The organism is Parasphingorhabdus litoris DSM 22379, from assembly GCF_020906275.1.
GTDB lineage: Bacteria > Pseudomonadota > Alphaproteobacteria > Sphingomonadales > Sphingomonadaceae > Parasphingorhabdus > Parasphingorhabdus litoris.
Genome location: NZ_CP086727.1, coordinates 3,109,794 through 3,133,932 on the forward strand (window position 1 = coordinate 3,109,794; position 24,139 = coordinate 3,133,932).

Consider the following 24,139-nt stretch of genomic DNA (forward strand, 5'->3'; position numbering starts at 1 on the left):
CCAGCATTTCAGCATGAAGAATATGCGAAACGGGGAGAATTTCATTGAGTACAGCGCCAGTTTCCGGGTTTGAAGCGGCTATTCAGCCGGTCACCAATGTATCGGACTTCATCTGGGGCGGGAGCTGGAACGGGGAACCGGTCCTTGCCATTGCTGGTCAGCCAATCCCGCCGATGGTCATCATCCTGCTGGGCGCTGGCATCTATTTCATGATCGGTCTGCGCGGCTATCCGCTGCGCCGCCTGTTCCCCGCCCTCGCTGGTCTCTTCAAGAAATCCGAGAGTAAGGGCGCGGGTGAGATTTCGCCCTTTGCCGCCCTGTCGACGGCGCTTTCCGGGCAAGTGGGTACCGGTAATCTCGCGGGTGTGGCGACCGCCATTACGTTAGGCGGTCCGGGTGCGATATTCTGGATGTGGGTGACCGCTTTGTTTGGCATGGCGCTCGCCTTTGCCGAGGGGTCTCTGGCCATCCGCTTTCGCGAACAGGCCGAAGACGGCACCTATCGCGGCGGACCCATGACCTATATTACCCTTGGCCTCGGCCCGAAATGGACCTGGCTGGCGGTGCTTTTCTGTATCGGCGCGCTGTTTTCCGCGCTGGTTACCGGCAACGGTATTCAGGCCAATAGCCTGGGCGACAGCGCCAATGAGCTGTTCGGCGTTGCGGAATGGGTCGGCGGTGCGGTTGCTGCCATCGCGGTGTTTGCAGTCATTATCGGCGGCATTAAATCCATCGGTAAAGTGGCAGAAACTATCGTCCCGTGGATGGCCGCGGCCTATCTGGTGATGGCCCTGATTGCCCTAATCATCAACGCGCCCTATCTGCCGGAAACCTTCTCCCGCATCTTTGCCGGGGCCTTCGGATATGACGCCGCAGCCGGCGGTTTCCTCGGCGCGATGATCATGATTGCCATTCGCGCCGGTGTGGCGCGCGGGCTGTTCTCTAACGAGGCGGGTCAGGGTTCCACCCCAATTGCCCACGCCGTGGCACAGACCAATGATCCGGCGGCACAGGGCCGCTTTGCGATGATGGGCACGTTTATCGACACCATCGTGATCTGCACCATGACCGCCCTGGTCATGCTGACCGTCGCTGGCGACTTTACCGTGACCGATGCCAATGGCGTCAAAACGGCGGTGGAACATGCCTGGCAATCTGATCTCAATGGCTTTGCTATGACATCAGGTGCCTATGGTGCGGCCTTCCCGTTTGAAATCTTCAGCATTCCGATTGGCACCTTGATCGTATCGGTCGCGCTGATCCTGTTCGTGTTCACCACCCTCCTTACCTGGAGCTATTATGGCGAACGCGCGATTACGTATCTCTACGACCTGCTGCCCGGCGCGAGCCTGAGCGGCGAGAAGAAACTGCATTTTGTCTGGCGCGTGCTCTGGTGCGTGGTGATCTTCTTCGGTTCATTCGCGCCGCTGCAACTGGTCTGGCGCTTAGGCGATATTTCGAACGCAGTCATGACGCTGCCGAACATCGTCGCCTTGCTGGCCCTGTCCGGCGTAGTCTTCGCGCTGGCCAAAGGCAACCGCACAGCGGGTACCGACCATGGTCGCGAGACGCCGAAAGAGCTCACCGAGGAAGTGTCGGGAGCAGCCGGGCATTGAATTATTCACCTCAAGCGCCGGGCGGCGGAGATTCTTTTTTGACCCTCAAACGCCGGGCGCGGGCATCCGCCCGCTTGGCTATCGCGCCAATAAGGCGCGGCGGCCGGTCGGCCTTGCCTCCGCTTCGCGTCGGTCTCGCGAAGACCTCAAGAAGATCGTCCGAGCGTAACGAGGCAAGCGCGACTGCGCGCCCGAGCTTATGCGAGGAAAGCCAAGCGGGCGGATGCCCGCGCCCGGCGCCTGAGGTCCTATAAAAATGCTCAAACGCCTTTACGAATGGATGCTCGACAAGGCTGGTCATCCCCAAGCGACGAAATGGCTTGCCGGTTTCAGCTTTACGGAATCGAGCTTTTTCCCGATCCCGCCCGATGTCCTGCTTGCACCAATGTGTCTGGCGAAGCCGGAAAAGTCTTTCTGGTATGCCTTTATCTGCACCGCCGCGTCGGTGCTCGGCGCACTGCTGGGCTATGCCATCGGTTTCTTCCTCTTTGAAACCATCGGTATCGCGATCCTCGAATTTTACGGCGTGACCGACAAGTTCGACACGTTCGCGCAAAGTTTCAATGAACAGGGCTGGATCGTGGTCCTGCTCGCTGGCTTCACACCGCTGCCGTTCAAGGTCATCACCATTGCCGCGGGCAGCACCGCGATGCCGCTCTACATCCTGATCATCGCCGCGATCATCGCTCGTTCAGCGCGCTTCTTCCTGGTCGCGGGCCTATTGCGCTTTTTCGGCCCGCCGATGAAAGAGTGGATCGACAAGAATTTCGCGCTGGCCACCACGGTTGGCGGGGTTTTGTTTGTCGGCGGCTTCGCGGCCGTGCGCTGGTTGGTTTGAGGAGTGTGTGAGGATGCTGGCATCCAACGCCTGAGGTAGAACACCCATTCTCTCCCCTTGAGGGAGAGAAAAGACTTGGCTTGGCAGCTTGCTGCCTAGCAAGTCTTAGAGAGGGGAGAGCGACGACCACCGACGTCAGCGTTTGCCGCCTTACCCCTCTCCAAGTTTCGCTAGCGCCCCTGGACAAGCCCAGGCGCACAAGCTCCACAATCCTCTCCCTCAAGGGGAGAGGAAGGAAACTCTACTAAACCTTCCCTCCTTCAACTCGAACAAAATATTTCTAGCGATATTTCGGACACTTGCTTAAACGCAAATGATGAGCACGAGACAAGTTTCAAATAGCAACGATCCTGTGATCGAGGATGTAAGCCAGCTTATCGAACCCATGCAGGGTGGCGAGAAGCCGAAAGAACAGTGGCGCATCGGCACCGAGCATGAGAAATTTGTCTATTGTACCAACGACCATCACGCCCCCAGCTATGACGAACCCGGCGGGATCAAGGACCTGCTGCTCGCGCTGCAGGAATTTGGCTGGAAGCCGGTGGAAGAAAACGGAAAAGTCATCGCCATGGCAGGCGACGACGGCACGGTCAGCCTGGAACCGGCCGGACAACTCGAACTCTCCGGTGCACCGCTCGAAAATCTCCACGAGACCTGCAACGAAACCGGTCGCCATTTGCAACAAGTCAAAGCCATTGGCGAAAAAACTGGCAAGGGTTTCCTTGGCATGGGCATGTGGCCGGACAAGACCCGCGCCGAGCTACCGATCATGCCCAAGGGGCGTTATGGGATAATGCTGAACCATATGCCGACGGTCGGCAATCTCGGCCTCGACATGATGCTGCGCACCTGTACGATCCAGGTCAATCTCGATTATGCCAGCGAAGCCGACATGGCCCAGAAATTCCGCGTCGGCCTGGCCCTGCAACCACTCGCCACGGCATTGTTTGCCAATTCACCATTCACCGAAAACCAGCCCAATGGTTTTGAAAGCTTCCGCAGCCATATCTGGTCCGACACCGATCCCCACCGCACCGGCATGCTGCCCTTCGTGTTTGAAGAGGGCTTTGGCTATGAGCGCTATGCGGAATATATGCTCGACGTGCCGATGTATTTTGTTTTTCGCGATGGCAAATATATCAATGCAGCGGGCCTCAGTTTCCGTGATTTCCTGAAAGGCGAACTGTCGGTTCTGCCCGGCGAGAAGCCAACCATGGCCGACTGGAATGACCATCTGTCCACAGCCTTCCCCGAAGTGCGCTTGAAAAGCTTTCTCGAAATGCGCGGCGCAGATGGCGGACCATGGAACCGCATTTGTGCCTTGCCCGCTTTCTGGGTTGGCCTGCTCTATGACCAAACCGCGCTTGATGCGGCATGGGACCGGGTCAAGGGCTGGAGCATGGAAGAACGTGAAGCCCTGCGCAATGCCGTGCCGAAACAGGGTCTCAGCGCACCGCTGCCCAACGGCGGAAAGCTGCTCGATCTGGCGAGCGAAATCCTCGATATTGCCTCTGCTGGCCTGACTGCCCGCGGCCGCCTCAACACCAGCGGCGACAATGAAAGCGGCTTTCTCGATCCGCTGCGCGATTTCGTGGCCAAGGGCAAATCACCGGCCGCCCAGCTGCTCGATCGCTATCATGGCGAATGGAATGGCGATTTATCGCATATCTATGACGAGATGAGTTTTTAAAGCCGGCCGCGAAACCTGGTTTCCAGGTGATTTTGTAACGCAATTGCAACAGTTGCGCCGGATTCCGCACAATCGCACCCCTTAACATCGCCGTAAACTTGACCGCTGGCCGACGGATGGTCAGGGGTTGCGGCGCGGGGAACAGGGAAGCTCTCCGAGTCCATTACCAACGCCATTGCCGGAGATAATCGTCATGCGCCGCATATCCGTATCTGCCATTTCACGTTTCGCCCTTGCTGGAGCTCTGCTCGCAGGCGGCCTTTCACAACCCGTCCTCGCACAGGATGAAGCCGGTGCTGCTGATGATGATCAGCTCGGCACCATCGTCGTCACTGCCCAGCGGCGCGAAGAAAATCTGCAGGATGTGCCGCTCTCCATTTCCACGCTTAGCGATGAACGGCTGGCGGCTATCGGTTCCGGCGGGCAGGACGTTCGCGCGCTTTCCGCTCGCGTGCCCAGTCTGGTGGTTGAATCCTCCTTCGGTCGGACTTTTCCGCGCTTCTATATTCGCGGCCTTGGCAATACCGATTTCGACTTCAACGCTTCGCAGCCGGTCAGTGTCGTCTATGATGATGTCGTCCTTGAAAACCCGATCCTCAAAGGCTTTCCCGTCTTTGACCTCGACCGCGTCGAAGTCTTGCGCGGGCCGCAAGGCACATTGTTCGGCCGGAATACGCCCGCCGGCATCGTTAAGTTCGATTCCGTCAAGCCGGGCAATGAGGTTACCGGCCATGCGCGCCTCAGCTATGGCCGCTTTAACGCGCTGACCGCTGAAGGCGCGGTCACCCTGCCGATCGTCGACGACACGCTGTCGGCCCGCCTCTCGGTTCTCTATCAGCGCCAGGACGACTGGATCGATAATGACAATCCGTCGGCGCCGGAAGATGATGCACTCGAGGGCTATGAAGAAATTGCCTTGCGCGGCCAACTCAAATTTACGCCGACGGATGAACAGGAACTGCTCATCACCGGTCAGTATCGCGACCTCGAAGGCACGGCCCGCGTCTTCCGCGCCAATATCTTCACCCGCGGCGAGCGCGGTCTCAATGCCAATTTCGACCGGGATTCAGTGACCGTCGATGGCCAGAATGACCAGCAGATCGAAACCTATAATATCGCCGCCCGCTATACCCATGATCTGGGCCCGGTCTCTTTGATCTCGGTAACCAGCCTGTGGGGTGGTGACGCGGCATCAGTCGGCGATGTGGATGGCGGCTTTGGCGCCAACTTCCTGCCGCCCGACTTATTCGGTCCGGGACAGATCCCGTTCACGGCCGAAACCCAGGACGCGGTGCCGTTCCTGACGCAATTCACGCAGGAAGTGCGGCTCGAAAGCAATGGCGATGGCCCGTTCGACTATCAGGTCGGCTTCTTCTATTTTGACGAAGACCTGCGCATCGACAGCACCAACTTCTCAACCCTGGGCGATCCGTTCAACCCGGTTGGCGGCCCGAACATCTTTGTGCGCCAGCGCCAGTCGAGCGAAGCGTTCGGTATCTTCGGTGCCGTGACCGTGGAGCTGACCGACCAGTTCAGCGTTTCCGGCGGCCTGCGCTACAATGATGACGAGCGCGACTATAGCGTCGTTCGCTCACTGGATACCCAGTTCCCTGCTTTCCTGCAGAACCCGCTGGGCACCGTCACCCGCTCGGTCAGCGATGACAATGTCACCTGGGATATCAGCGCCACCTATGCCGCGACGGATCATATCAATCTCTATGCGCGCATCGCCCGCGGCTATCGCGCACCAAGCATTCAGGGCCGCATCCTCTTCCCGCCAGCCACCGCAACCCCGCTGGAAGATGGCGTGACGATCGGCGATTCCGAAACCATCCAATCCTATGAAGCCGGGATCAAGGCCACGGTGCTTGATGGCCGCGGCCGGATCAACCTCAACGGTTTCTACTATGATCTCAATGATGCCCAGCTGACCGCTGTTGGCGGCGGCGTCAATGCTAACCGACTGATAAATGCGGATAATGTACGCGGTTATGGCTTTGAACTCGACACCGAATTCAAGCCCATTCCGGAGCTGCTGCTGACCGCCAGCCTCAGCTACAACAATACCGAGATCCAGGATGATGGCCTGACCACGGCCGCTTGCGGTGCGACGCGGGTGGACACGTTCCCGGACGTTTCGCTCTGTACTTTGCTTGATCCGATCGTGACTCCAGCCGCTCCATTCTCTGCGGCTATCGTCAATATTGACGGCAACAGCCTGCCCCAGGCACCGCGCTGGATTGCGAACTGGACCGCGGCTTACAGCATCCCCGTCGGCGCTGGCGAAGTCTATGCGTTTACCGATTGGTCCTATCGTTCGAAAATCAACTTCTTCCTCTATGAGTCGGTTGAATTCCAGGATGGCGGACAGCTCGAAGGCGGCCTGCGCATCGGTTACAAAACCGACAGCTTTGACGTTGCCGGCTTTGTCCGCAACATCACCAATGATGAATCGGCAGTGGGCGGAATCGACTTCAACAACCTGACCGGTTTCGTCAACGAACCGCGCATCTGGGGCATCGAAGCCGGGTTCAGATTCTAGTCGGGAAAGCTGGTTGCAGAGGCAGCTATAGCCGGTTGCTGACTTCGACCAGATTTCCATCGGGATCGTTGAAATAGACAGATAGCAAATCACCGACGGCTCCGGACCTCTGTCCGGGGCCGTCTCTTATTTCGACACCTTCCGCAATCAGATGGTCCAACAGACGGTCTATCGGGTCGGAAGTCACCAGACAGAAATTGCCGCTGCCCGGAACCGTATCCTTGGCTATGTCTGGAGCAGTAGCGGCATCCTGCAGACTGATCTTAGCGTCACCAAAGTGGAGCGAATATTTACCGGGCCGTTCTTCGCGTGACTCCATGCCTAGCACGCGTTCATAAAAGGCGCGTGTCTCGTCTACATCTGCCACACACAACACGATATGATCGAATTTCTCCAACTGCACTTTCATCGCGTACTGTCTCCTTTAAAATTCAAAGGCGGCTTGTCCTTCCTCGCTCGCTTGCTCGCCTTCGGCCTCATCCACCCCCTCAAGGTTCGCGAGCGTCAGGCCAAGCAACCTAACACCATTTTCCACCGGCATGATGCTGGCCAGCAATTCGCGGCCCATATCGGCAAATTCGGCCTTGCCCTCGACATTGCGATCCAGTGATTTGGACCGAGTGATCTGCCGGAAGTCCGCATATTTCGCTTTCAGCGTCACCGTCCGGCCGCGCGATCCGGATTTCTCGATACTGTTCCAGACAATGTCGATGATCTTCTCCATCGCTTCTTCCAGATCTGTATGGCTGACTAGGTCTTTGCCGTAAGTCCGCTCGCCGCCGACAGACTTGCGGATGCGGTTCGGTTTCACCTCACGGTGGTCGACGCCGCGAGAAGCGCGGAACAGATAGCCCGCCGACTTGCCGAAATGCTGACGAAGAAATTCTTCGGACTGGGCGCGCAAATCGGCGCCTGTATGAATATCCAGTTTGGCCATGCGCTCGGCGGTCTTGGGGCCAACGCCAAAGAAGCGCCGTACCGGCAGTTGCGCCACGAAATCCGCGCCCTGATGCGGTTTGATCACGCAAATCCCGTCCGGCTTGTTCTGATCCGACGCGATCTTGGCGATGAATTTGTTGTAACTCACCCCGGCGCTGGCTGTCAGCTGGGTCTGCTTTTTGATCTCGGCACGTATCATCTCGGCAATCCGGGTCGCATTGCCAATCCCCATCTTGTCTTGTGTGACATCAATATAGGCCTCGTCCAGCGATAGCGGCTCGACCAGATCGCTATGGCTGCGGAATATCGCGCGAATCTGCTGCGACACTTCGCGGTAGACATCGAAGCGGTGTTTGACGAAAATCAGGTCGGGGCAACGCCGTTTTGCGGTCACAGATGGCATGGCGGAACGCACACCAAATTGCCGCGCTTCATAGCTTGCCGCCGCAACAACGCCGCGTGCTGCTGACCCGCCAACCGCAACCGGCTTGCCTCGTAATTCGGGATGATCGCGCTGTTCGACGCTCGCAAAAAAGGCATCCATATCGATATGGATGATTTTGCGGATGCCAAGCTGTTCCGTCATCGTTCTTCTTCGGCTGCCCCGCGATATTGATCCATGACTGCTTCCGGCACAGCCATCCGCACCATCGGCGGGAAACTCGCTCGCGCACCGCAGCTGACATAATCCAGCATTGGACTGTCTTCATCTCCGCGCAATTGCCCGCCTTTATACACTTCGATGCGGCCGTCATGATAGCGCAACACCGGAAAGTTACGGGTCACGCCGTTTTTTTCCTGCGCGATGCTGTACCAGCCCGTCGCCCGGTCAAAGCGCAAACCCTTTACCTTGAGTCCGCAAAGATGGGCATTGGCACCAATGGCATCGCCATAGGCTTCCAGACTGCCATCCATGCTGCGCTTGACCAGCAGGCTCGCCCGAGCCTCGCCCGCCAATATCGGCGTCAACTGGAAGTAGGTTGGTGATTGTTTAACATCGTCGGTCAGCGGCAAGACTTCTTCAAGGAAAAGGGCTTCCTCACCAGGTTTCAGCCAATCCGCTTCTCCCAATAACCCTATTAACTGGCCGACACGCTGGTCATAGGATCGGCGCACGCAATCGGTTGAATATTCCTCAGCGCTGCAGGCATCCCGCCGTTTGAGCCACGCTTTCTGGCTTGCTTTCACGCTGCGATCCCGTTTGCGCGCTTCCTTGTAGAGCGCCGCGACTTGTCGGTCATAATGGCGCATGGCGCTGTTATATTCGCCGCAAATCTCCTTTTCGATACTGCTTCTGGCCTCGCCACAATCAAAAGAAGGCGCGTCGCTATCCTCAGCGGCCAGCGCGGAGGCCATCAGCAACAGCCATGTTTCCGGCAGCACCATGACTTTCTTGTCTCCGCCAGCGATAAATACCGCGCCCATATTGTTGGCATCTTTAAACGCTGTCACCTGGCGCGGACTGATCACCGTCTGGTTCAGCATGGCACCGGTAAAACTGGCGTCATAAAAACCGAAACGGCTGATATCGACAAAGGCGAGATTCGCCACATGCGCCCGGATTCCGCTGCGATTAATGGGACAGCCATCGCTCACCGTAATACCGCAATCAAATTTGAACCCGGTCAAATTGGCGCCGTCCAGCTTCAATCCCTCGACATCACCATCCCAGCCGCCGTCCAATTTACCGCTGCTCCAATCCACGGCTTTAGCATCAACCCGAGAGAAATTGCTGCTGCGGATCAGGATGTCTTGCATCCTTGCGCCGATCATTCCAACAGCTTCCAGATTTGATCTTATGAAGCCGACACCCGGCGCTTTCACCCCGGTCCAGTCCGACCGGCTGAGATCACTCTCCACAAAACAGATGTTCGATAGTTCGACACCAGTGAAATTCCATCCCGCAAAATAACCCCCTTGAATCAGGATGGCGTCGTCACCTGCCGCTTTGGAATAAGCCGCGAGCTGCTCTGGTGACGTTATTTTCTCGCCATCATAGCTTTTCATCGCTTTGCGTGTGGCCCCATCCTCGGAACCGCCGTAGATATTGCCATAGGCATATTGGCAGCCCGGTACCGGCGGAATCGGCAATTGTGCAGCGGCAGGGTTGGTCATGAATGGCAGCGCCATCATCATGCCGCAAAGCCAAATCTTCGTGTAATTCACGATCGCCAAAAACTCCCTGTTCGCATGTCGACCATTGTCCATAGCATTTTCACCTATAGCCACGATGAATATTAGTTGCCATAGGCCGCCAGTGAATAAGAAAGCGCTTCCTTTTCCGATAGGCCGTATTGAGCTGATCATCATGATGGCCAGCCTGATGTCGCTCAATGCCTTGGCGATCGATATCATGCTGCCGGCGCTCGGCCTGATATCCGATGATTTTGGCCTGACCGGCGACAATGATCGGCAATGGATTGTGACTTCCTATATTTATGGCATGGCGATCGGGTCCATTCTCTATGGCTCGCTAGCGGACCGCTATGGCCGAAAACCGATCGTATTGGTGACTACTGGCGTGTACATCCTGTTTGGACTGCTCTGCGCGGTTAGTAATAATTATGACCTGATGCTGCTCGCGCGGTTCATTCAGGGTCTTGCCGCATCGGCCATGGGTGTCCTTGCCAACAGCATCATTCGCGACCGCTATGAGGGCGACGCCATGGCTCGAACCATGTCGACAATCATGATGGTTTTCATGGCGGTTCCGGTAATGGCGCCGATGCTCGGTCAACTCGTGCTGGTATTTGCACCATGGCAGGTGATTTTCGTCGTCTTGTCGGCCTTTGGCGCGTTGGCACTGATATGGGTGCTGATCCGCTTGCCCGAAACGCTCAAACCAGAGGACAAAACTCTAATCAACATGGTGTCGGTTACCAGCGCCTGGAAGAGCGTGATCCTGCACCGGAACGCTGTCGGCCATGTTCTGGCCAGCGGCCTCATGATGGCCCCGCTTTTTGCGTTTATCGCGTCGGCACAGCAGATATTTTACGACACATTTGATGCCGCCGATATTTTCGTTTTCATCTTTGCGCTCAACGCCATTGCCATGGCTTTCGGCAATTTTATCAACAGCCGGATCGTGATGCGATTTGGTGCGCGCCGTGTGTCGCAATCGGCATTGCTATTCTTCATCTTCGTAGCGATCATCCACTTAGCGGTGACACTTTCGGGATGGCTGACCCTGCCGCTGTTCGTTGTCCTGTTGGCTGCATCCATGGGTATGGTTGGCTTTACCGGCGCGAATTTCAGTTCCATTGCGATGCAACCTTTTGGCAAAAGTGCTGGCGTTGCGTCGTCCTTCCAGAACTTCACACGCACCTTGATATCGGCCACCATTGGCGGAGTGATTGGTCTGCAATTTGACGGTTCCACCTTGCCATTGGTAACTGGATTTTTCCTTTGCGGCTGCGCTTCGTTTCTGTTTATCCTATGGGCCGAAAAAGGCAGGTTATTCCGGCGTGTTCAGACAGTTGTAACCAAAGAGCAACTATCGCCGAAAGAGTAGATATCTCAGAAAATTATAGGGTAGGACCATATGAAACAGTCTCAGATTGCAAAAACCATTATGTTGATTGGCGGACTGTTGATGACAACACCTGCACTGGCTTCTGGTTCGATAAATGGCAATTGGGTAACGCAAGATGGTGATGCGATTGTCAAAATCGGCAAATGCGGAAATACGGTCTGCGGACGGTTACACAAATATCTCGTCACACCGCCCAACGGCGTGAACCAAAAAGATATCAACAATCCTGACAAGAAGTTGCGCAACCGCAAATTGCTTGGCATAGCGGTGCTATCCGGTTTCAAACCGGACGGCAAAGTCTGGCGCGGACGGATTTATGATCCCAAGACCGGCAAAAGCTATCGCTCCGAAGTGAGCCTGCGGTCGCCGTCAAAGCTGAAGGTTAAAGGCTGTATTGCGTTCTTCTGTCAGGGCCAGAACTGGACCCGGGCGAAATAGGGAGTCTTTTTATTTAGCCTCAAGCGCCGGGCGGGCACATCCGTGCCCTTGGCTATCGCGCCAATAAGGCGCGGCGCGCGGTCGCGCTTGCCTCGCTGCGCTCGGTCTTGTGTTCCCCCTCCCTGCAAGGGAGGGGAGATGACGAGTGCCAGTCCGACGAGAAGCGGAGGCAAGGCCGACCGGCCGCCCGAGCTTATGCGAGGAAAGCCAAGGGCACGGATGTGCCCGCCCGGCGCCTGAGGGAATAAAAAATCTCCGCGCCCGGCGCTTGAGGTTATTAAAGAACCAAACCGAACGTCATTCTTCCATCGCCGCGATCCACTCGCCAAGCAAGGCCGCGCCTTCATCGTGAACCAATGACCGGCCAACTTCCGGCATAGCTACACCGGGCTCCAGACTTTTCAGCCGGTGCATCAAGATGCTCTGATCCGGTTGTCCCGGGGCAATTGCAAACTGGAATCCGCCGCTGCCCCGTCCCGCTGCGACCGGACGCTTGCCGACGCCGATATGAACGGGCGATTCTTCTTCATAGGTGAGGAACAGGCCCGAATTGCTCGCGGAGCCCTGTCGGTTATGGCAATGCGCACAATTGATATCGAGATAGGCACGTGCCCGGCTTTCCAGCGGCATGGCGGCATCGGCATAATCCGGGATGGGCGGATGATCTCGGTCAGGCTTTTCGAGCATGGCGTTGCTGAGCAGCATATCGAGCGTATCGTGCGCCAGATTGCGCATCTTGGGTCCAATCGGCACCACGGCACCTGAAAGCGAATGGCATTCCTTGCACTGGTTCTTGTTGGGCACGGCATAGCTGATGTTTCGGGTCGCGCCCGAAGGATCGGTAAACGTGACCGGAACACGCTTGCCCGCCACTTTCAGCACTGCCTCCGTCTGCTCCGCATTCCAGACATAGGGCAAAGCGATCCAGCCATCGGCGCGATGCAAGAGCACGCGGGTTTCAAGCAATCGGTCCTGTCCGTCTATTTCATAGCCAAAGCTTTTGATCAGTGCGGAACCGACCGGAAATTGAAGCAGGCCGTCGTCATCAACCACGGCCTGCTGCCCTGCGGGAACATAAATATAACGATATTTCTCGGCATAGTCGGTGAACAGCGCGCTGTTGAGCCGGTAGAGTTCGACGCCCTTGTTCGGTTGCCAGCCGGATGCATCCTTGAAAAAGCCAAAATCCGACAGTTTTTTGGGCATGCCTTTGGCCGTGATCACGGCATCATCCACCGGTGCAATCGGCCTTGTCGGCGCCGCGCTCACCGCGAAACCAGCAATACAAAGAGCAACGGCGGCGAGGACAGTACGCATTATTTGAGTGCCGCCTCCATTGAGGCAGGCAGAACAATGGGTGATAATGCGACAGTCTCTCCTGCCCCATCCTGTCTATGGAGAGAAGGCTTGGCCTCGGTCGGCGGTTGCCCGACTCTCGTCAGGCCAAGATTAAGCACCTGCACCGCATCATTGACAATGAGCCCTTTGCCCAGACCATCATAAACGATCGCAGGCAGTGCACCACCAAAGGCCGCGGCCAGTTGTTTGCCGCCTTCAAAATCCGGCGCAAATCCCGCGCGGCCATAGACATTGTCCGCAACATAAACATCCCGCGGGGTCGGATCATAATTGGGATCATCAAAGCTCTGCGTATAGGCGACCACCATAACATTGGTTGTGCCATTATTGATCATCGCATTCTCAACAACCTGAACATTGCGATTGGCCATGACCATCACGCCAGTACCGGCTGGGACGCTGGCGACAATGTTGCCTTCGGGCGCAAAATTATCGGTATTATTGGCGATGATCGCATTGCGGGCGACCAGCACATTATGCCCACCCATCTGCGGCAGGTTGGGCAGATCAAAGACCAATATCCCGCCGGTATTGCCGGTCACAAGATTTTCGGTGACCTCGGCGTCAAAGCTATTCTCAATCTCAATCCCTGCGACATTTTCAATCGCGGTGTTGCGGCGGACGATTATGTTTTTCGATTGTCCGACATAGATGCCAGCATCCGATGCGCCGCGCACAACACTGTCCTGCACAAGGATATCGCTCGCCTCGACCGGATAGATACCATAAGCGCCATTGCTCGCCTTCGGCCCGCCTGTCCACTCTACGCGGATCGCATGATAAACAATCCGGTCCGCGCCTTTGGATTTAATGCCATCACCCTTGCTGTCCTCAACCGCGAAATCGCGCAGCACCACATCATCGGATGTCACCAACAGACCTTCGCCCGCTCCCAGCTGCCCTGCGAAACTCAGGATGCTCTTGTCCATGCCGGCACCGCGAACAGTGACTTGGTCGACATCAAGCGACAGCCCGTCGGTCAGCTCAAATGTCCCTGCGCCCAGCTCAACCACATCACCCGGCTCGGCCAGAATCAGTGCTTCCTGCAATCGTTCCTGCGCATCGGCGCCCGCTTCGACAGTGATGGTTTTGGCCGCGGCTGGCATGGAGCAGCACAGGGCAGTGGCGGCAAGCAAAGTCCGGATCATATTTCTCTCTCCCATTTCCGAGAGATAATGACGCAAATTTGGACCCTTGCCAAGGGCATTGACAGAACTGTCAATAAGCGCGCCGCACGACGCGCTTCATGCTGCATCTTGGATTACGATAAAGGTGCAAATCCGGAGGTTGCACTCTCCTCTAAAATTCAACAGCTTCTAATCTTCTGCAAAACAGATTTGACATGGATATTTAGTTCGGATACGAACTAATAATAGTTCAGGTACGAATTAATCCGATGAAACAACCCAAGATATTTTATCTCCTGCAAAAAGCACATAGCGCCCTGTTCCGTGCATCAGACAAGATATTGAAACAGCAAATAGGCCTGACTGCTTCTCAGCAGGCTGTGCTGTTCATTTTGACCAAGGGCGATGGTCAACCGATTTCTGCGATTGCAGAGCAATTGAAAATGGGGAAATCTAGTCTGACGGGGCTGGTCGATCGCATGGAAGCCAGGCAACTTGTCACTCGGCAAAAAAGCGCGTCCGATGCACGTAGCGTCGAAGTTTTTATTACACCTACTGGCACAGCTTTGGTTGAGGCCTCACTGTCAGGGACCAAGCGCGTCAATGCCGCCTTGTTAGAGCCATTTTCATCTGATGAGCGCGCCACGATTGAGCGCTTTCTGAAACATGTAGCGGAACAAGCCGATTCGATTGTTCAAACACACGCAAAACACGAAATCCCCGAAAGGAATGACCTATGAGTAACCATATCAAAATCGACACGTGCGACCGGGTCACAACGGTGACAATCTCACGAACCGAGAAGAAAAATGCCATCACACAAGACATGTACGCAGCAATGGCTGACGCCATCAATGAATATGACAGCACAGATGATGCGCGTGCCATCATTATCACGGGTGATGGAGATATGTTTACTTCAGGGAACGACCTGCAGGATTTCTCAACAGGGGGCGACAAGGATGACGATATTCCTCCTGTCTCCCGTTTCCTGATTGCAATCAAAGACTGTTCAAAACCGGTTATCGCCGCTGTCAATGGCCCGGCTATTGGAGTTGGCCTGACAATGCTTTTGCATTGTGATTTGGTTTATGCGGCTGAAAGCGCCACATTTGGAGCGCCTTTTGTCAAATTGGGATTGGTTCCGGAAGCTGCGTCTTCGATGCTTTTGCCCGCTGCGGTGGGTATGGCCGTGGCCAATGACATATTATTGGCAGGTCGCACACTGACCGCAAAAGAAGCTCTGGAGCATGGTCTGATCGCAAGGGTTTTCAAGGAGGTGGAATTGGCCGATGCCGTGCGTGATATCGCTATTTCGATCGCTGGCGCCGCACCCAACGCATTGCGACGATCCAAATCGCTTATTCGCAACAACCAAGAACGCGTATCCCAACATATGATGGCAGAAGGCCAGGTCTTTGCAGAGCAGCTTCAGTCAACCGATTTCATGGAAAGCGTAGCTGCTATGATGCAGAAAAGACAACCGGTCTATTCATGAAAACCATGATGGATAAAACGATGACCTTCGTTCTCGATGAAACGAGCGTAAGAATAAGCCTTTCCTACAGAGACCGGGCTGTGATAATTCTCCGTCACTCCGTTTCGACTGGCCAAATCCATCCGGTTTTCCGGTCGATTTCGCGTGCCTGAAATCCGTCAAAAATTTTTGGGCGATTCTGTGTCGAACCTGTATAATGTGTCCATCGTTGTCCAACAGGAAAAACGAGGCAGGTTCTTATAAAATAAGAATTTTATCCGGTTTTCGGCTCGAGCCGGCTAGTCGCCACCCAAAATCCAGTCAACAGCCGCATTGGCATGGATTTCGGTGCTGTCATATATAGGCAGGATATTCGCTTTCGGATCAACAATCATCGCCAATTCCGTGGATGCCAGAACAACGGCATCAACCTCTTGTTTGGCAATGTCGGTGATGAAGGTTTTCAGGGTACGCTCTGAATCGCGCGTGACCTTGCTGAACATTAATTCTTCATAGATGATCCGGTCGATCTCCTCGACGCGGTCCTCATTTGGCGGGGTCAGGGTGATGCCTTTGCCGACCAGGCGCTTGCGATAAAAACCCTCTGTCATCACATTGCGCGTACCGATCAGGGTTGCCGTTTTGGCCCCGTCTGCGATCATTTTGTCGCCCACCATGTCAGCAATGTGGAAAACCGGCACGTCCACTTCCGGTGCAACCTGTTCGTAGATTTTATGCATGGCGTTAGAGCAAATGAGGATGGCAGTCGCGCCAGACTGCTCGAGCCGCTTGGCGGACCGGGTCATCAGGCCCGCCGCCGCGTCCCAGTCATCATCCGACTGCAGCCGCGCATAGTCATTGAAATTGACGCTTTCGATCAGCAAATGCGCGCTGGCAAAGCCGCCCAGCTTGCGCTGCACTTCTTTATTGATCCGGCGATAATAGCTCTCCGTCGAGACCCATGACATCCCGCCGATCAGACCCAATTTACGCATTGCTTATATCCCTGACAGAGTTGTCCGCTTTGCAGGAATCAGATCATCCTAAAGCGATTTGACGATATCCTCGCACATTTTCTTGGCATCGGACAACAGCATCATGGTCTGATCCATGTAAAATACCTCATTGTCCACACCGGCATAGCCGACACCGCCCATTGAGCGTTTGATGAAGAAGATTGTCTTCGCCTTATCGACATCGAAAACGGGCATGCCGTAAATGGGTGAGCCCTTGTCGGTCTTCGCCGCCGGATTGACCACGTCATTGGCACCGATGACAAAAGCAACATCGGCCTGCGCAAATTCGCTGTTAATATCCTCCAGCTCAAACACCTCATCATAAGGCACATTGGCTTCGGCGAGCAGCACGTTCATATGCCCGGGCATCCGGCCAGCAACCGGGTGAATAGCATATTTGACGCTGACACCTTCTTCCTTGAGCATGTCGCCCATTTCACGCAGCGCGTGCTGGGCCTGCGCCACCGCCATGCCGTAACCGGGTACGATGATTACATTTTCCGCCTGCTTCATCATATAGGCTGCGTCTTCGGCAGACCCACGTTTCCACGGACGATCGATCTTCTCACCAGCCGGTCCGCCAGCGCTGTCATCGGCGCCAAAGCCGCCAGCGATCACGCTGATGAAGCTGCGGTTCATCGCCTTACACATGATGTAGGACAGGATCGCACCGGACGAGCCCACCAGAGCACCGGTAATTATCATCGCGGTGTTGCCAAGCGTAAAGCCCATCGCTGCGGCTGCCCAGCCGGAATAGCTGTTCAGCATCGACACAACGACCGGCATATCCGCGCCGCCAATCGGGATGATCAGCAGGAAGCCGATAACAAAGGCCAGCGCCACAATGGTCCAGAAGATCATCGCTGTTTCGACCGTGGGCAGGACCGCGAAATAGGCGGTCAGGCCAATGATACCGGCAAGCACACCGAGATTGATGACATGACGTCCCGGCAGCATGATCGGCGCACCGGACATATTGCCGTTTAGTTTCAGGAACGCGATAACCGAACCGGAGAAGGTAATCGCACCAATGGCAACGCCCAGGCCGAGTTCGACCCGGCTCACAACCAGTATCTCACCTACGCTATCGAGAATGTCGAATGCACCGGGGTTAAGATAAGCCGCGATTCCAACCAGCACCGCTGCCATACCGACAAGGCTGTGAAAAGCTGCCACAAGCTGCGGCATATCCGTCATCGGAATACGCCGGGCAATTATGAAACCGATCGCGCCACCGATGGCAATGGCAACGCCAATTTCCGGCAGGCTGGCAATATCATGCGTGACCAAAGTCGTGACCACGGCGATCAGCATACCGATCATACCAAAGCGATTACCGCGCCGGCTGGATTCCGGCGATGACAAGCCGCGCAGGGCCAGAATGAACAATACGCCAGAGATCAGATAGGCCACCGCCACCCAAGGATTAATTGCTTCGCCGGATGCGGCCATTGCTGGCGTCGAAAATGCCAGTGCACCTGCGAAGGCAGGTGCCCATCTCCACAGCTTCCGTCCAGATGCACCGGCAGGAGATGGGCCCCGGATCAAGTCCGGGGCACGAGTGACGAAGCTTGTTAGACTATCACGGCGCATTATTTGCGCTCCTTTTTCTTATACATAGCGAGCATCCGCTCGGTCACGGCAAAGCCGCCAAAAATGTTCACGCTAGCCAGAACCACGCCCACGAGGCCCAACCATTTTGCAGTCTGCCCTCCATCAGCTTGCGACCCTGCAGCCGCCGCGATCAGTGCCCCGACAATGATCACGGAGGAGATGGCATTGGTCACCGCCATTAAGGGCGTATGCAGCGCTGGCGTCACTGACCAGACCACATAATAGCCGACAAAACAGGCCAGTACGAAGATTGAGAGAATTGATATAAAGTCCATTTTAATGCCCCCTAGTTCGCCAGAAGGCGCTCATTCACTACTTTACCGTCTTTGGTCAGACGGATGCCCAGCGTCACTTCATCATCATCTGGAAGCACCGGCCGCTTCGTCTCTTCATCCCAATAAGCGCTGAGGAAATTATAGAGGTTGCGGGCAAACAGTGCCGAGCTGTCCGCAGCCATGGTCGATGGCATATTGTTCGCGCCATAGATTTTAACGCCGTGCTTCTCGACAACTTCACCAGCCACGGCGCCTTCCACATTGCCGCCTTGCTCGGCCGCGAGATCGACAATGACACTACCAGTGCGCATTGTCGCAATCTGGGCATCGCTGATCAGGCGCGGGGCCCGACGTCCGGGGATAAGCGCGGTGGTAATCACGATATCCTGCTTGGCGATATGTTTGGAAACCAATTCGGCCTGTGCCTTTTGATATTCCTCGCTCATTTCGGTCGCGTAACCGCCCGTGCCTTCGCCTTCGATGCCGGCGACATCTTCGACAAAAATGGGCTTGGCACCCAATGACATTATCTGTTCCTTGGTCGCGGCCCGTACGTCAGTTGCCGACACCTGTGCACCGAGACGCCGGGCTGTTGCAATCGCTTGCAAACCGGCAACGCCGACGCCCATAACGAAGCATTTAGCGGCAGAAACCGTGCCCGCCGCCGTCATCATCATCGGAAAGGCGCGGCCATAGTGGGACGCCGCCTCGATCACCGCCTTGTAGCCGGACAGGTTGGATTGCGAGGATAGGATATCCATCGATTGCGCCCGGGTGATCCGCGGCATGAATTCCATTGCCAGCGCATCAATGCCTAGCCCCGCATATTCATCGACCCGTTCCCGCTCCCCAAAAGGATTGAGACTGGCCACCAGCCAGGCGCCCCTTTTAATCCCCTTGAGTGACTTCGGTTCCGGTCCCTGCACACCCAGAACGATGTCGGCATCTTTCAGAACCGCTGCCCGAGTCCCGACGCTGGCGCCAACAGCTTCATAGTCCGCATCTGCTATCGCTGCCGATTGGCCTGCGCCTTTTTCGACCGCCATAGTTGCGCCCAGTCCCGTGAACTTCTTTACCGTTTCCGGGGAAGCACTAACCCGCTGCTCACCGCTGGCGAGTTCTTTCAATACCGCAATTTTCAAGGATTATTCCAATCAGCTGACAATGAGGATGATGACCAATATCGTCACTAGAGCTGTAATGATCGTACCGATCTTAAGCCATGACAGAAAATGGCCATATGTTTCTTCCGCCGATTTCATATTGTTATCAGAAGCCATGATTCCTCCAAATATTCGAATAAAGTTTGGGGATGCTCTAACCATATATATCCCATCCCTCAAGGCCCAGCGGCGCGATTTATCCTAATAAGAGTGATAGAAAATATCAGCGCTTCTTAATCCGGTCTTTACCCCTCGTTGTTACAGAATTGGTTCATTCTGGCACATATGGGATAAAAATGGCTCAAAACGGCACGAAATTGCTGATGCTAATCGACGATGAGCCGGCACAATGCCGACTGATCTCTGCATTGGCTTCACGGGCGGGATATCGCACAATCTTTGCACGCGATGCCGAAACCGCCATTGCGACACTCGGAACACAGGACGGAATGATGCTGGATGCAATTATTCTGGATCATTGGGTACCAGGTTCCGAAGCAACGGAACTGATCGCCGAATTGAAGTCACGCCGCCCGGCCTTGCCGATACTGATGCTGACGGCAGTGGGTTCGATTACCGAGGCAGTAGAAGCGGTTCGCGCTGGCGCAACCGATTATCTGATCAAGCCGGTTGCGCCCGAACAGATGCTGCAAGCACTAGCCGCAGCAGTAGAAAACTCAAAAGAAGCGGGCGAGCTACAACCGCTGACCGAGAAAATTTCCGCGCCGCTGGAATTCGAAGAAATTGTTGGTGCTGCGCCCGCTTTTCGCGCTGCACTCGCCATCGCCGCCAAGGCCGCGCGAGCCCGCGTGCCGGTGCTGATCGAAGGTGAAGGCGGCGTTGGCAAAGAAGTTATCGCTGACGCCATTCACGCGGCCAGCCCGCGTTCTAAACTGCCGATGCTTAAGATTAACTGCGGCGCGATTACCGGTAACTTGCTTGATTCCATTCTTTTCGGCCATGAAAAGGGGGCTTTTACTGGTGCGTTTGATCGCAAAATCGGCCTATTGCAGCAAGCCGAAGGTGGCACGATATTCCTCGATGAGGTCGATCGCATTCCTCCAGAGACACAGGTTCGATTGCTGCGATTCCTGAAGTCATCGGAAATTCAACCCCTTGGTAGCCCTAATAGCTATCAAATCGATGTTCGCGTCATTGCTGCCACCAACCGTCAGTTGGAGCGGGAAGTCCGTAAAGAGCGGTTCCGCGAAGATCTTTATTATCGTATGAATGTCGTGCAACTTACCATCCCGCCGCTGCGTGATCGTACGGGCGACATTCCGGCTCTGGCTCGGCATTTCCTGTCCCGTCTTGCTTTGCAACCGGGACTGCGCAGTCTGGGCATTACCGATGAAGCGCTGAGCCTGCTTCGCAGCTATCAATGGCCTGGCAATGTGCGCCAATTGCAAAGTGTTTTGTTTCGCGCGGCCGTCATGTGTGATCGCGATGCGTTGACCTGTGACGAATTTCCCCAGATTGCCTCTTTTGTAGCCGAATCTGGCGAAGCCCATCCGCAAATGCCAAACAGCCCCGAAGGCATTGGCATTACACTATATACGGAAGACGGCAATCTGCGTCCGCTTGAAGAAATTGAAGCGGATGTGATTCGTCTGGCCATCGGCCATTATCGCGGCCGGATGACCGAGGTCGCACGCCGTCTGGGCATCGGCCGGTCTACACTTTATCGCAAGCTGGCTGATCTCGGGATCGACAACGCCGCATAATTACAACGCCGGACCAGAATGCGTCATGTTCTGAGTTGATGTTTATGGCGCTTCTCCCTAAGTCTAGCGAATATGACTTATATGCGATCCACATTATCGATTGGTGCTGCTCTTTCAGCAGCCTTGCTTCTGTCCTCCTGCGGCAAACAGGAGGCCGTTGGCGACGTTCCGTCCAGTGAAGAATTGGCACGGCAAGCCGATGCAGCCAGCAAAGCCCTGCAAGAAGAAGAGGCGGCCGCCGGTGCGGCAGGAGCGGAAGACGCAGCCGCTATCGATAGCGCTGAAATGATCAGTTACACCAATGCGCTGCGCGGTTTTTCAATCATGGTACCGAAAAACTGGGCTGTCGACGAAGCAGCCAGCGACGATAATGGTCAGGTTTTCAACGACGCGCAATCGAACGCCACACTGACCGCTGGATGGATTGAGAATAGGGAAGATGCCGATCTGGCTGCCGCCGTAAAAGCCCTGGAAGATGCCGGAGAAGGCATGACCGGCGATTATGTCAACGAGAATGAATATCGCGCCTCTGGCTTGATCGAAGAAGGTAACAAGACAGCGCAGCGAATCTTGCGCAAACCAGACGGTACGATGATTCAGGCCGCGATTACTTATCCGGCCGATAGCGCCGAAACTATCGATCCACTGGCAACTCAGATTTTGGATAGCCTAGCGCTGCAATAGCGACGGCACATAAGCGCAAAAGCCTGATCTAGCGATCCAGCTTCGCGTCTAGAAAACCCGGGACTGGGCCGTTCCAGCCATCATCTTCTGAATCATCGACCGGCAGTGAATCAAGAGTTGGTTTTGCTGGCTTTTCAGGTTTTGCAGATTTTTCAGGACGCTTCTTTTTTGGTTTTTCGTCCTTGGGCTTTTCTGAACTCGTCTTTTTACCGCCCTGCTTTTTCTCTGGCTTGACGGACTTGCTATCTCGTATCGGTAGCTTCGTACCAGTCAGTTTTTCGATGCTTTCGACATGCTCATCATCGCGCTTCGTGACAAATGTGATGGCCACTCCCGTCGCTCCGGCCCGGCCAGTTCGGCCGATGCGATGAATATAGTCGTCAGGATGCCAGGGAATATCGTAGTTCACAACATGGCTGACGCCTTTGATATCGAGCCCCCGTGCCGCGACATCAGACGCACATAGAAGATTGATTTCACCAGACTTAAAGCGCTCCAGCTCCTCAAGACGCGAACTTTGATCCATATCGCCATGAATTTGTCCGGCATCAAAGCCATCTTTGCGCATCTGTTGGCACAAATCGCGCACTTCTGTCTTGCGGTTACAAAAGATAATTGCGGTGTCGACACCCTCATTGTCCAATATGCCATAGAGCAGCTTGCGCTTGGCTTTTGGGGCAACATGAATAATCGATTGATCAATTGATGTATTGGCCGTTGCTGGCCGTGAAACCTCAACAGACTTCGGATTGTTGAGAAACTGGTCCGACAGCTTTTTAATCGGCGGCGGCATTGTTGCCGAAAACAGCATCGTCTGACGGGTCGATGGCAATTTTGAGCAAATCTGTTCGATATCAGGAATGAAGCCCATATCGAGCATACGGTCAGCTTCATCGATGACGAGCAGCTCACAACCGGACATCAAGATCCGGCCGCGCTCGAACAAATCCATCAACCGGCCCGGCGTTGCGATCAGGACATCTACACCTTTTTCCAAAGCCTTGACTTGATCCCCCATCGACACGCCGCCGATCAGCAGCGCCATGCTGAGATTATGGTTCTTTCCGTATTTTTCAAAATTTTCAGCCACCTGCGCAGCGAGTTCCCGGGTCGGTTCCAGGATCAAGGAACGCGGCATCCGGGCACGGGACCGGCCGTGAGCCAGTATATCAATCATCGGCAAAACGAAACTTGCCGTCTTGCCGGTACCGGTCTGGGCAATCCCGATAATGTCCTTCATCATTAAGACAGGTGGTATCGCCTGCGCCTGGATTGGCGTCGGCTGATCATAGCCTGCATCGGCTACCGCTTTTAGCAATTCATCAGAGAGGCCGAGGTCGGCAAATTTCATAACGTTTCCGGAAAATAGCGGTGCAATATCGCACGATCAACAGGCTTGTAAAAACCGCGTGGAGGGATGGTGCCAAACGTGCCTTTTGTCAAGTTATCTAGCGTGTTGACCTTATCAGGCTGCTGTTTCAGAAGCCGCCTTCATTCGGGCACCAGCAATCGAAACCGATCAATCTCGCATTTCGATCCGGTGCGGGAATGCAAAATGTCACGGCCGGTACAGATTTTCCCGTCCTGTGACTTTTCCATATAAAATCCAGAATAGAAGTTGCGGGCCTGACATTTTTTTTCAAGCCGAGCCCGAATTTGCTGCCGGTCCTTGGTAACGAGATCAACATAGCGTTCGCCAAATCTCTGAACACCCAAGATGTTATTCATGGGCAGGCACTTGCCGATTTTCTTAAGCGTATATCTGGTCGGAGCTGATCGGCGGCTGAAGTCCGCCAGTGGAGCAGACGCAGCGGGCCGACGCCGGGGCACACGGATAATGATCCTTTTCTCGATCCGAACCTGAGCAAATTGCTTCTTTACCGGAGCAACAAATATACCTTCGGTAGAGGAGCTGTTATCGGCCGCATGCGGCTTTTCTGCAACGGGTGCGGCCAACAGCAATGATGCATGCAGCAAAAGACTCACTGAAAACCCCTAGTTATCATCGCCAAGCCTATAACAACGCCGATTGAACATTTGATGAACTATCGTTTCTGTTGGTATATTGGTCTTTTCACGTAAAGCATCTATAATCTTTACCATTC

Annotated in this window: 22 protein-coding genes; 10 read left to right on the forward strand and 12 right to left on the reverse strand. The window is 55.1% G+C overall.

What is annotated here, in order from left to right; all coding sequences use genetic code 11:
- Nucleotides 1-44: 44 nt before the first annotated feature.
- The 4 genes from BS29_RS15145 (at nucleotide 45) to BS29_RS15160 (ending at nucleotide 6,686) form a co-directional block, all read left to right on the forward strand.
- The gene (locus BS29_RS15145) at nucleotides 45-1,616 is read left to right on the forward strand and encodes an alanine/glycine:cation symporter family protein (RefSeq protein ID WP_229954474.1); all 1,572 of its coding nucleotides are present in this window, start codon (nucleotides 45-47) and stop codon (nucleotides 1,614-1,616) included.
- A 256-nt stretch (nucleotides 1,617-1,872) separates the two neighbouring features.
- Nucleotides 1,873-2,454 (forward strand): YqaA family protein, encoded by a 582-nt coding sequence (locus BS29_RS15150; protein WP_229954475.1) that lies wholly within the window; start codon nucleotides 1,873-1,875, stop codon nucleotides 2,452-2,454.
- 316 nt (nucleotides 2,455-2,770) lie between these two features.
- Nucleotides 2,771-4,144 (forward strand): glutamate--cysteine ligase, encoded by a 1,374-nt coding sequence (locus BS29_RS15155; protein ID WP_229956881.1) that lies wholly within the window; start codon nucleotides 2,771-2,773, stop codon nucleotides 4,142-4,144.
- A 193-nt stretch (nucleotides 4,145-4,337) separates the two neighbouring features.
- A complete protein-coding gene (locus tag BS29_RS15160; RefSeq protein WP_229954476.1) occupies nucleotides 4,338-6,686 on the forward strand; it encodes a TonB-dependent receptor in 2,349 nt (782 codons plus the stop codon).
- Nucleotides 6,687-6,711: 25 nt separating this feature from the next.
- On the opposite strand, the gene BS29_RS15165 is transcribed toward BS29_RS15160, so the two are convergent.
- Genes BS29_RS15165 through BS29_RS15175 form a run of 3 tightly spaced genes read right to left on the reverse strand, consistent with a single transcriptional unit; the run spans nucleotide 6,712 to nucleotide 9,854 of the window.
- Nucleotides 6,712-7,095, reverse strand: a complete 384-nt coding sequence (locus tag BS29_RS15165) for a VOC family protein (protein WP_229954477.1) — start codon at nucleotides 7,093-7,095, stop codon at nucleotides 6,712-6,714.
- A gap of 15 nt (nucleotides 7,096-7,110) precedes the next feature.
- Complete coding sequence (gene dinB / locus BS29_RS15170; RefSeq protein ID WP_229954478.1) at nucleotides 7,111-8,211, reverse strand: DNA polymerase IV; 1,101 nt, start codon at nucleotides 8,209-8,211, stop codon at nucleotides 7,111-7,113.
- On the reverse strand, nucleotides 8,208-9,854 hold the full coding sequence (locus BS29_RS15175) for a hypothetical protein (protein ID WP_229954479.1): 1,647 nt from the start codon (nucleotides 9,852-9,854) through the stop codon (nucleotides 8,208-8,210). Before BS29_RS15175 ends, dinB begins: the two co-directional genes overlap by 4 nt.
- A 28-nt stretch (nucleotides 9,855-9,882) precedes the next feature.
- Between BS29_RS15175 and BS29_RS15180 the strand changes: the two genes are divergently transcribed.
- Both BS29_RS15180 and BS29_RS15185 read left to right on the forward strand, forming a co-directional pair.
- Entirely contained in the window at nucleotides 9,883-11,136 is a 1,254-nt protein-coding gene (locus tag BS29_RS15180) for a multidrug effflux MFS transporter (RefSeq protein WP_229954480.1), read from the forward strand.
- Nucleotides 11,137-11,217: 81 nt separating this feature from the next.
- Complete coding sequence (locus BS29_RS15185) at nucleotides 11,218-11,595, forward strand: DUF2147 domain-containing protein (RefSeq protein ID WP_229954481.1); 378 nt, start codon at nucleotides 11,218-11,220, stop codon at nucleotides 11,593-11,595.
- A 297-nt stretch (nucleotides 11,596-11,892) separates the two neighbouring features.
- Here the strand turns inward: BS29_RS15185 and BS29_RS15190 are convergent, their stop codons facing one another.
- Both BS29_RS15190 and BS29_RS15195 read right to left on the reverse strand, forming a co-directional pair.
- Nucleotides 11,893-12,912, reverse strand: coding sequence for an SO2930 family diheme c-type cytochrome (locus BS29_RS15190; RefSeq protein ID WP_229954482.1), 1,020 nt, complete (start codon nucleotides 12,910-12,912; stop codon nucleotides 11,893-11,895).
- Nucleotides 12,912-14,102 carry a parallel beta-helix domain-containing protein gene (locus BS29_RS15195; protein ID WP_229954483.1) on the reverse strand — a complete coding sequence of 397 codons (1,191 nt, stop codon included), beginning with the start codon at nucleotides 14,100-14,102 and terminating at the stop codon, nucleotides 12,912-12,914. The genes BS29_RS15190 and BS29_RS15195 overlap by 1 nt, the downstream gene beginning before the upstream one ends.
- Before the next feature lie 248 nt (nucleotides 14,103-14,350).
- Here BS29_RS15195 and BS29_RS15200 point away from each other — a divergent pair, with 248 nt between their 5' ends.
- Both BS29_RS15200 and BS29_RS15205 read left to right on the forward strand, forming a co-directional pair.
- Nucleotides 14,351-14,821 (forward strand): MarR family winged helix-turn-helix transcriptional regulator, encoded by a 471-nt coding sequence (locus BS29_RS15200; protein WP_229954484.1) that lies wholly within the window; start codon nucleotides 14,351-14,353, stop codon nucleotides 14,819-14,821.
- Nucleotides 14,818-15,579: an enoyl-CoA hydratase gene (locus tag BS29_RS15205; RefSeq protein ID WP_229954485.1), complete on the forward strand. Its 762-nt coding sequence runs from the start codon at nucleotides 14,818-14,820 to the stop codon at nucleotides 15,577-15,579. Before BS29_RS15200 ends, BS29_RS15205 begins: the two co-directional genes overlap by 4 nt.
- Before the next feature lie 278 nt (nucleotides 15,580-15,857).
- Here BS29_RS15205 and BS29_RS15210 read toward each other — a convergent pair whose 3' ends face one another.
- The 5 genes from BS29_RS15210 to BS29_RS15230 all read right to left on the reverse strand — a co-directional run bounded on the left by BS29_RS15210 (nucleotide 15,858) and on the right by BS29_RS15230 (nucleotide 19,743).
- Nucleotides 15,858-16,553 carry an aspartate/glutamate racemase family protein gene (locus BS29_RS15210; protein ID WP_229954486.1) on the reverse strand — a complete coding sequence of 232 codons (696 nt, stop codon included), beginning with the start codon at nucleotides 16,551-16,553 and terminating at the stop codon, nucleotides 15,858-15,860.
- Nucleotides 16,554-16,601: 48 nt separating this feature from the next.
- Nucleotides 16,602-18,026 (reverse strand): NAD(P)(+) transhydrogenase (Re/Si-specific) subunit beta, encoded by a 1,425-nt coding sequence (locus BS29_RS15215; RefSeq protein ID WP_229956882.1) that lies wholly within the window; start codon nucleotides 18,024-18,026, stop codon nucleotides 16,602-16,604.
- Nucleotides 18,027-18,166: 140 nt separating this feature from the next.
- A complete protein-coding gene (locus BS29_RS15220) occupies nucleotides 18,167-18,463 on the reverse strand; it encodes an NAD(P) transhydrogenase subunit alpha (RefSeq protein WP_109355040.1) in 297 nt (98 codons plus the stop codon).
- Between the two features lie 11 nt (nucleotides 18,464-18,474).
- Nucleotides 18,475-19,605 (reverse strand): Re/Si-specific NAD(P)(+) transhydrogenase subunit alpha, encoded by a 1,131-nt coding sequence (locus BS29_RS15225; RefSeq protein ID WP_229954487.1) that lies wholly within the window; start codon nucleotides 19,603-19,605, stop codon nucleotides 18,475-18,477.
- 12 nt (nucleotides 19,606-19,617) lie between these two features.
- Nucleotides 19,618-19,743 carry an aa3-type cytochrome c oxidase subunit IV gene (locus BS29_RS15230; protein WP_229954488.1) on the reverse strand — a complete coding sequence of 42 codons (126 nt, stop codon included), beginning with the start codon at nucleotides 19,741-19,743 and terminating at the stop codon, nucleotides 19,618-19,620.
- Nucleotides 19,744-19,922: 179 nt separating this feature from the next.
- On the opposite strand from BS29_RS15230, the gene BS29_RS15235 reads away from it, so the two are divergent.
- A complete protein-coding gene (locus tag BS29_RS15235; RefSeq protein WP_229954489.1) occupies nucleotides 19,923-21,350 on the forward strand; it encodes a sigma-54-dependent transcriptional regulator in 1,428 nt (475 codons plus the stop codon).
- Between the two features lie 81 nt (nucleotides 21,351-21,431).
- On the forward strand, nucleotides 21,432-22,034 hold the full coding sequence (locus BS29_RS15240; protein ID WP_229954490.1) for a hypothetical protein: 603 nt from the start codon (nucleotides 21,432-21,434) through the stop codon (nucleotides 22,032-22,034).
- Between the two features lie 28 nt (nucleotides 22,035-22,062).
- Here BS29_RS15240 and BS29_RS15245 read toward each other — a convergent pair whose 3' ends face one another.
- Both BS29_RS15245 and BS29_RS15250 read right to left on the reverse strand, forming a co-directional pair.
- A complete protein-coding gene (locus BS29_RS15245; protein WP_229954491.1) occupies nucleotides 22,063-23,385 on the reverse strand; it encodes a DEAD/DEAH box helicase in 1,323 nt (440 codons plus the stop codon).
- Nucleotides 23,386-23,525: 140 nt separating this feature from the next.
- Nucleotides 23,526-24,020: a hypothetical protein gene (locus tag BS29_RS15250; RefSeq protein ID WP_229954492.1), complete on the reverse strand. Its 495-nt coding sequence runs from the start codon at nucleotides 24,018-24,020 to the stop codon at nucleotides 23,526-23,528.
- Nucleotides 24,021-24,139 lie beyond the last annotated feature (119 nt).

Bases quoted from the DNA above. Each gene is read 5' to 3' on its own strand.
- BS29_RS15150 (WP_229954475.1), top strand. From the start codon at position 1,873: ATGCTCAAACGCCTTTACGAATGGATGCTCGACAAGGCTGGTCATCCC.
- BS29_RS15155 (WP_229956881.1), top strand. From the start codon at position 2,771: ATGAGCACGAGACAAGTTTCAAATAGCAACGATCCTGTGATCGAGGAT.
- BS29_RS15160 (WP_229954476.1), top strand. From the start codon at position 4,338: ATGCGCCGCATATCCGTATCTGCCATTTCACGTTTCGCCCTTGCTGGA.
- BS29_RS15165 (WP_229954477.1), bottom strand. From the start codon at position 7,095: ATGAAAGTGCAGTTGGAGAAATTCGATCATATCGTGTTGTGTGTGGCA.
- dinB (WP_229954478.1), bottom strand. From the start codon at position 8,211: ATGACGGAACAGCTTGGCATCCGCAAAATCATCCATATCGATATGGAT.
- BS29_RS15185 (WP_229954481.1), top strand. From the start codon at position 11,218: ATGACAACACCTGCACTGGCTTCTGGTTCGATAAATGGCAATTGGGTA.
- BS29_RS15190 (WP_229954482.1), bottom strand. From the start codon at position 12,912: ATGCGTACTGTCCTCGCCGCCGTTGCTCTTTGTATTGCTGGTTTCGCG.
- BS29_RS15195 (WP_229954483.1), bottom strand. From the start codon at position 14,102: ATGATCCGGACTTTGCTTGCCGCCACTGCCCTGTGCTGCTCCATGCCA.
- BS29_RS15200 (WP_229954484.1), top strand. From the start codon at position 14,351: ATGAAACAACCCAAGATATTTTATCTCCTGCAAAAAGCACATAGCGCC.
- BS29_RS15205 (WP_229954485.1), top strand. From the start codon at position 14,818: ATGAGTAACCATATCAAAATCGACACGTGCGACCGGGTCACAACGGTG.
- BS29_RS15210 (WP_229954486.1), bottom strand. From the start codon at position 16,553: ATGCGTAAATTGGGTCTGATCGGCGGGATGTCATGGGTCTCGACGGAG.
- BS29_RS15215 (WP_229956882.1), bottom strand. From the start codon at position 18,026: ATGGCCGCATCCGGCGAAGCAATTAATCCTTGGGTGGCGGTGGCCTAT.
- BS29_RS15220 (WP_109355040.1), bottom strand. From the start codon at position 18,463: ATGGACTTTATATCAATTCTCTCAATCTTCGTACTGGCCTGTTTTGTC.
- BS29_RS15230 (WP_229954488.1), bottom strand. From the start codon at position 19,743: ATGGCTTCTGATAACAATATGAAATCGGCGGAAGAAACATATGGCCAT.
- BS29_RS15235 (WP_229954489.1), top strand. From the start codon at position 19,923: ATGGCTCAAAACGGCACGAAATTGCTGATGCTAATCGACGATGAGCCG.
- BS29_RS15240 (WP_229954490.1), top strand. From the start codon at position 21,432: ATGCGATCCACATTATCGATTGGTGCTGCTCTTTCAGCAGCCTTGCTT.
- BS29_RS15245 (WP_229954491.1), bottom strand. From the start codon at position 23,385: ATGAAATTTGCCGACCTCGGCCTCTCTGATGAATTGCTAAAAGCGGTA.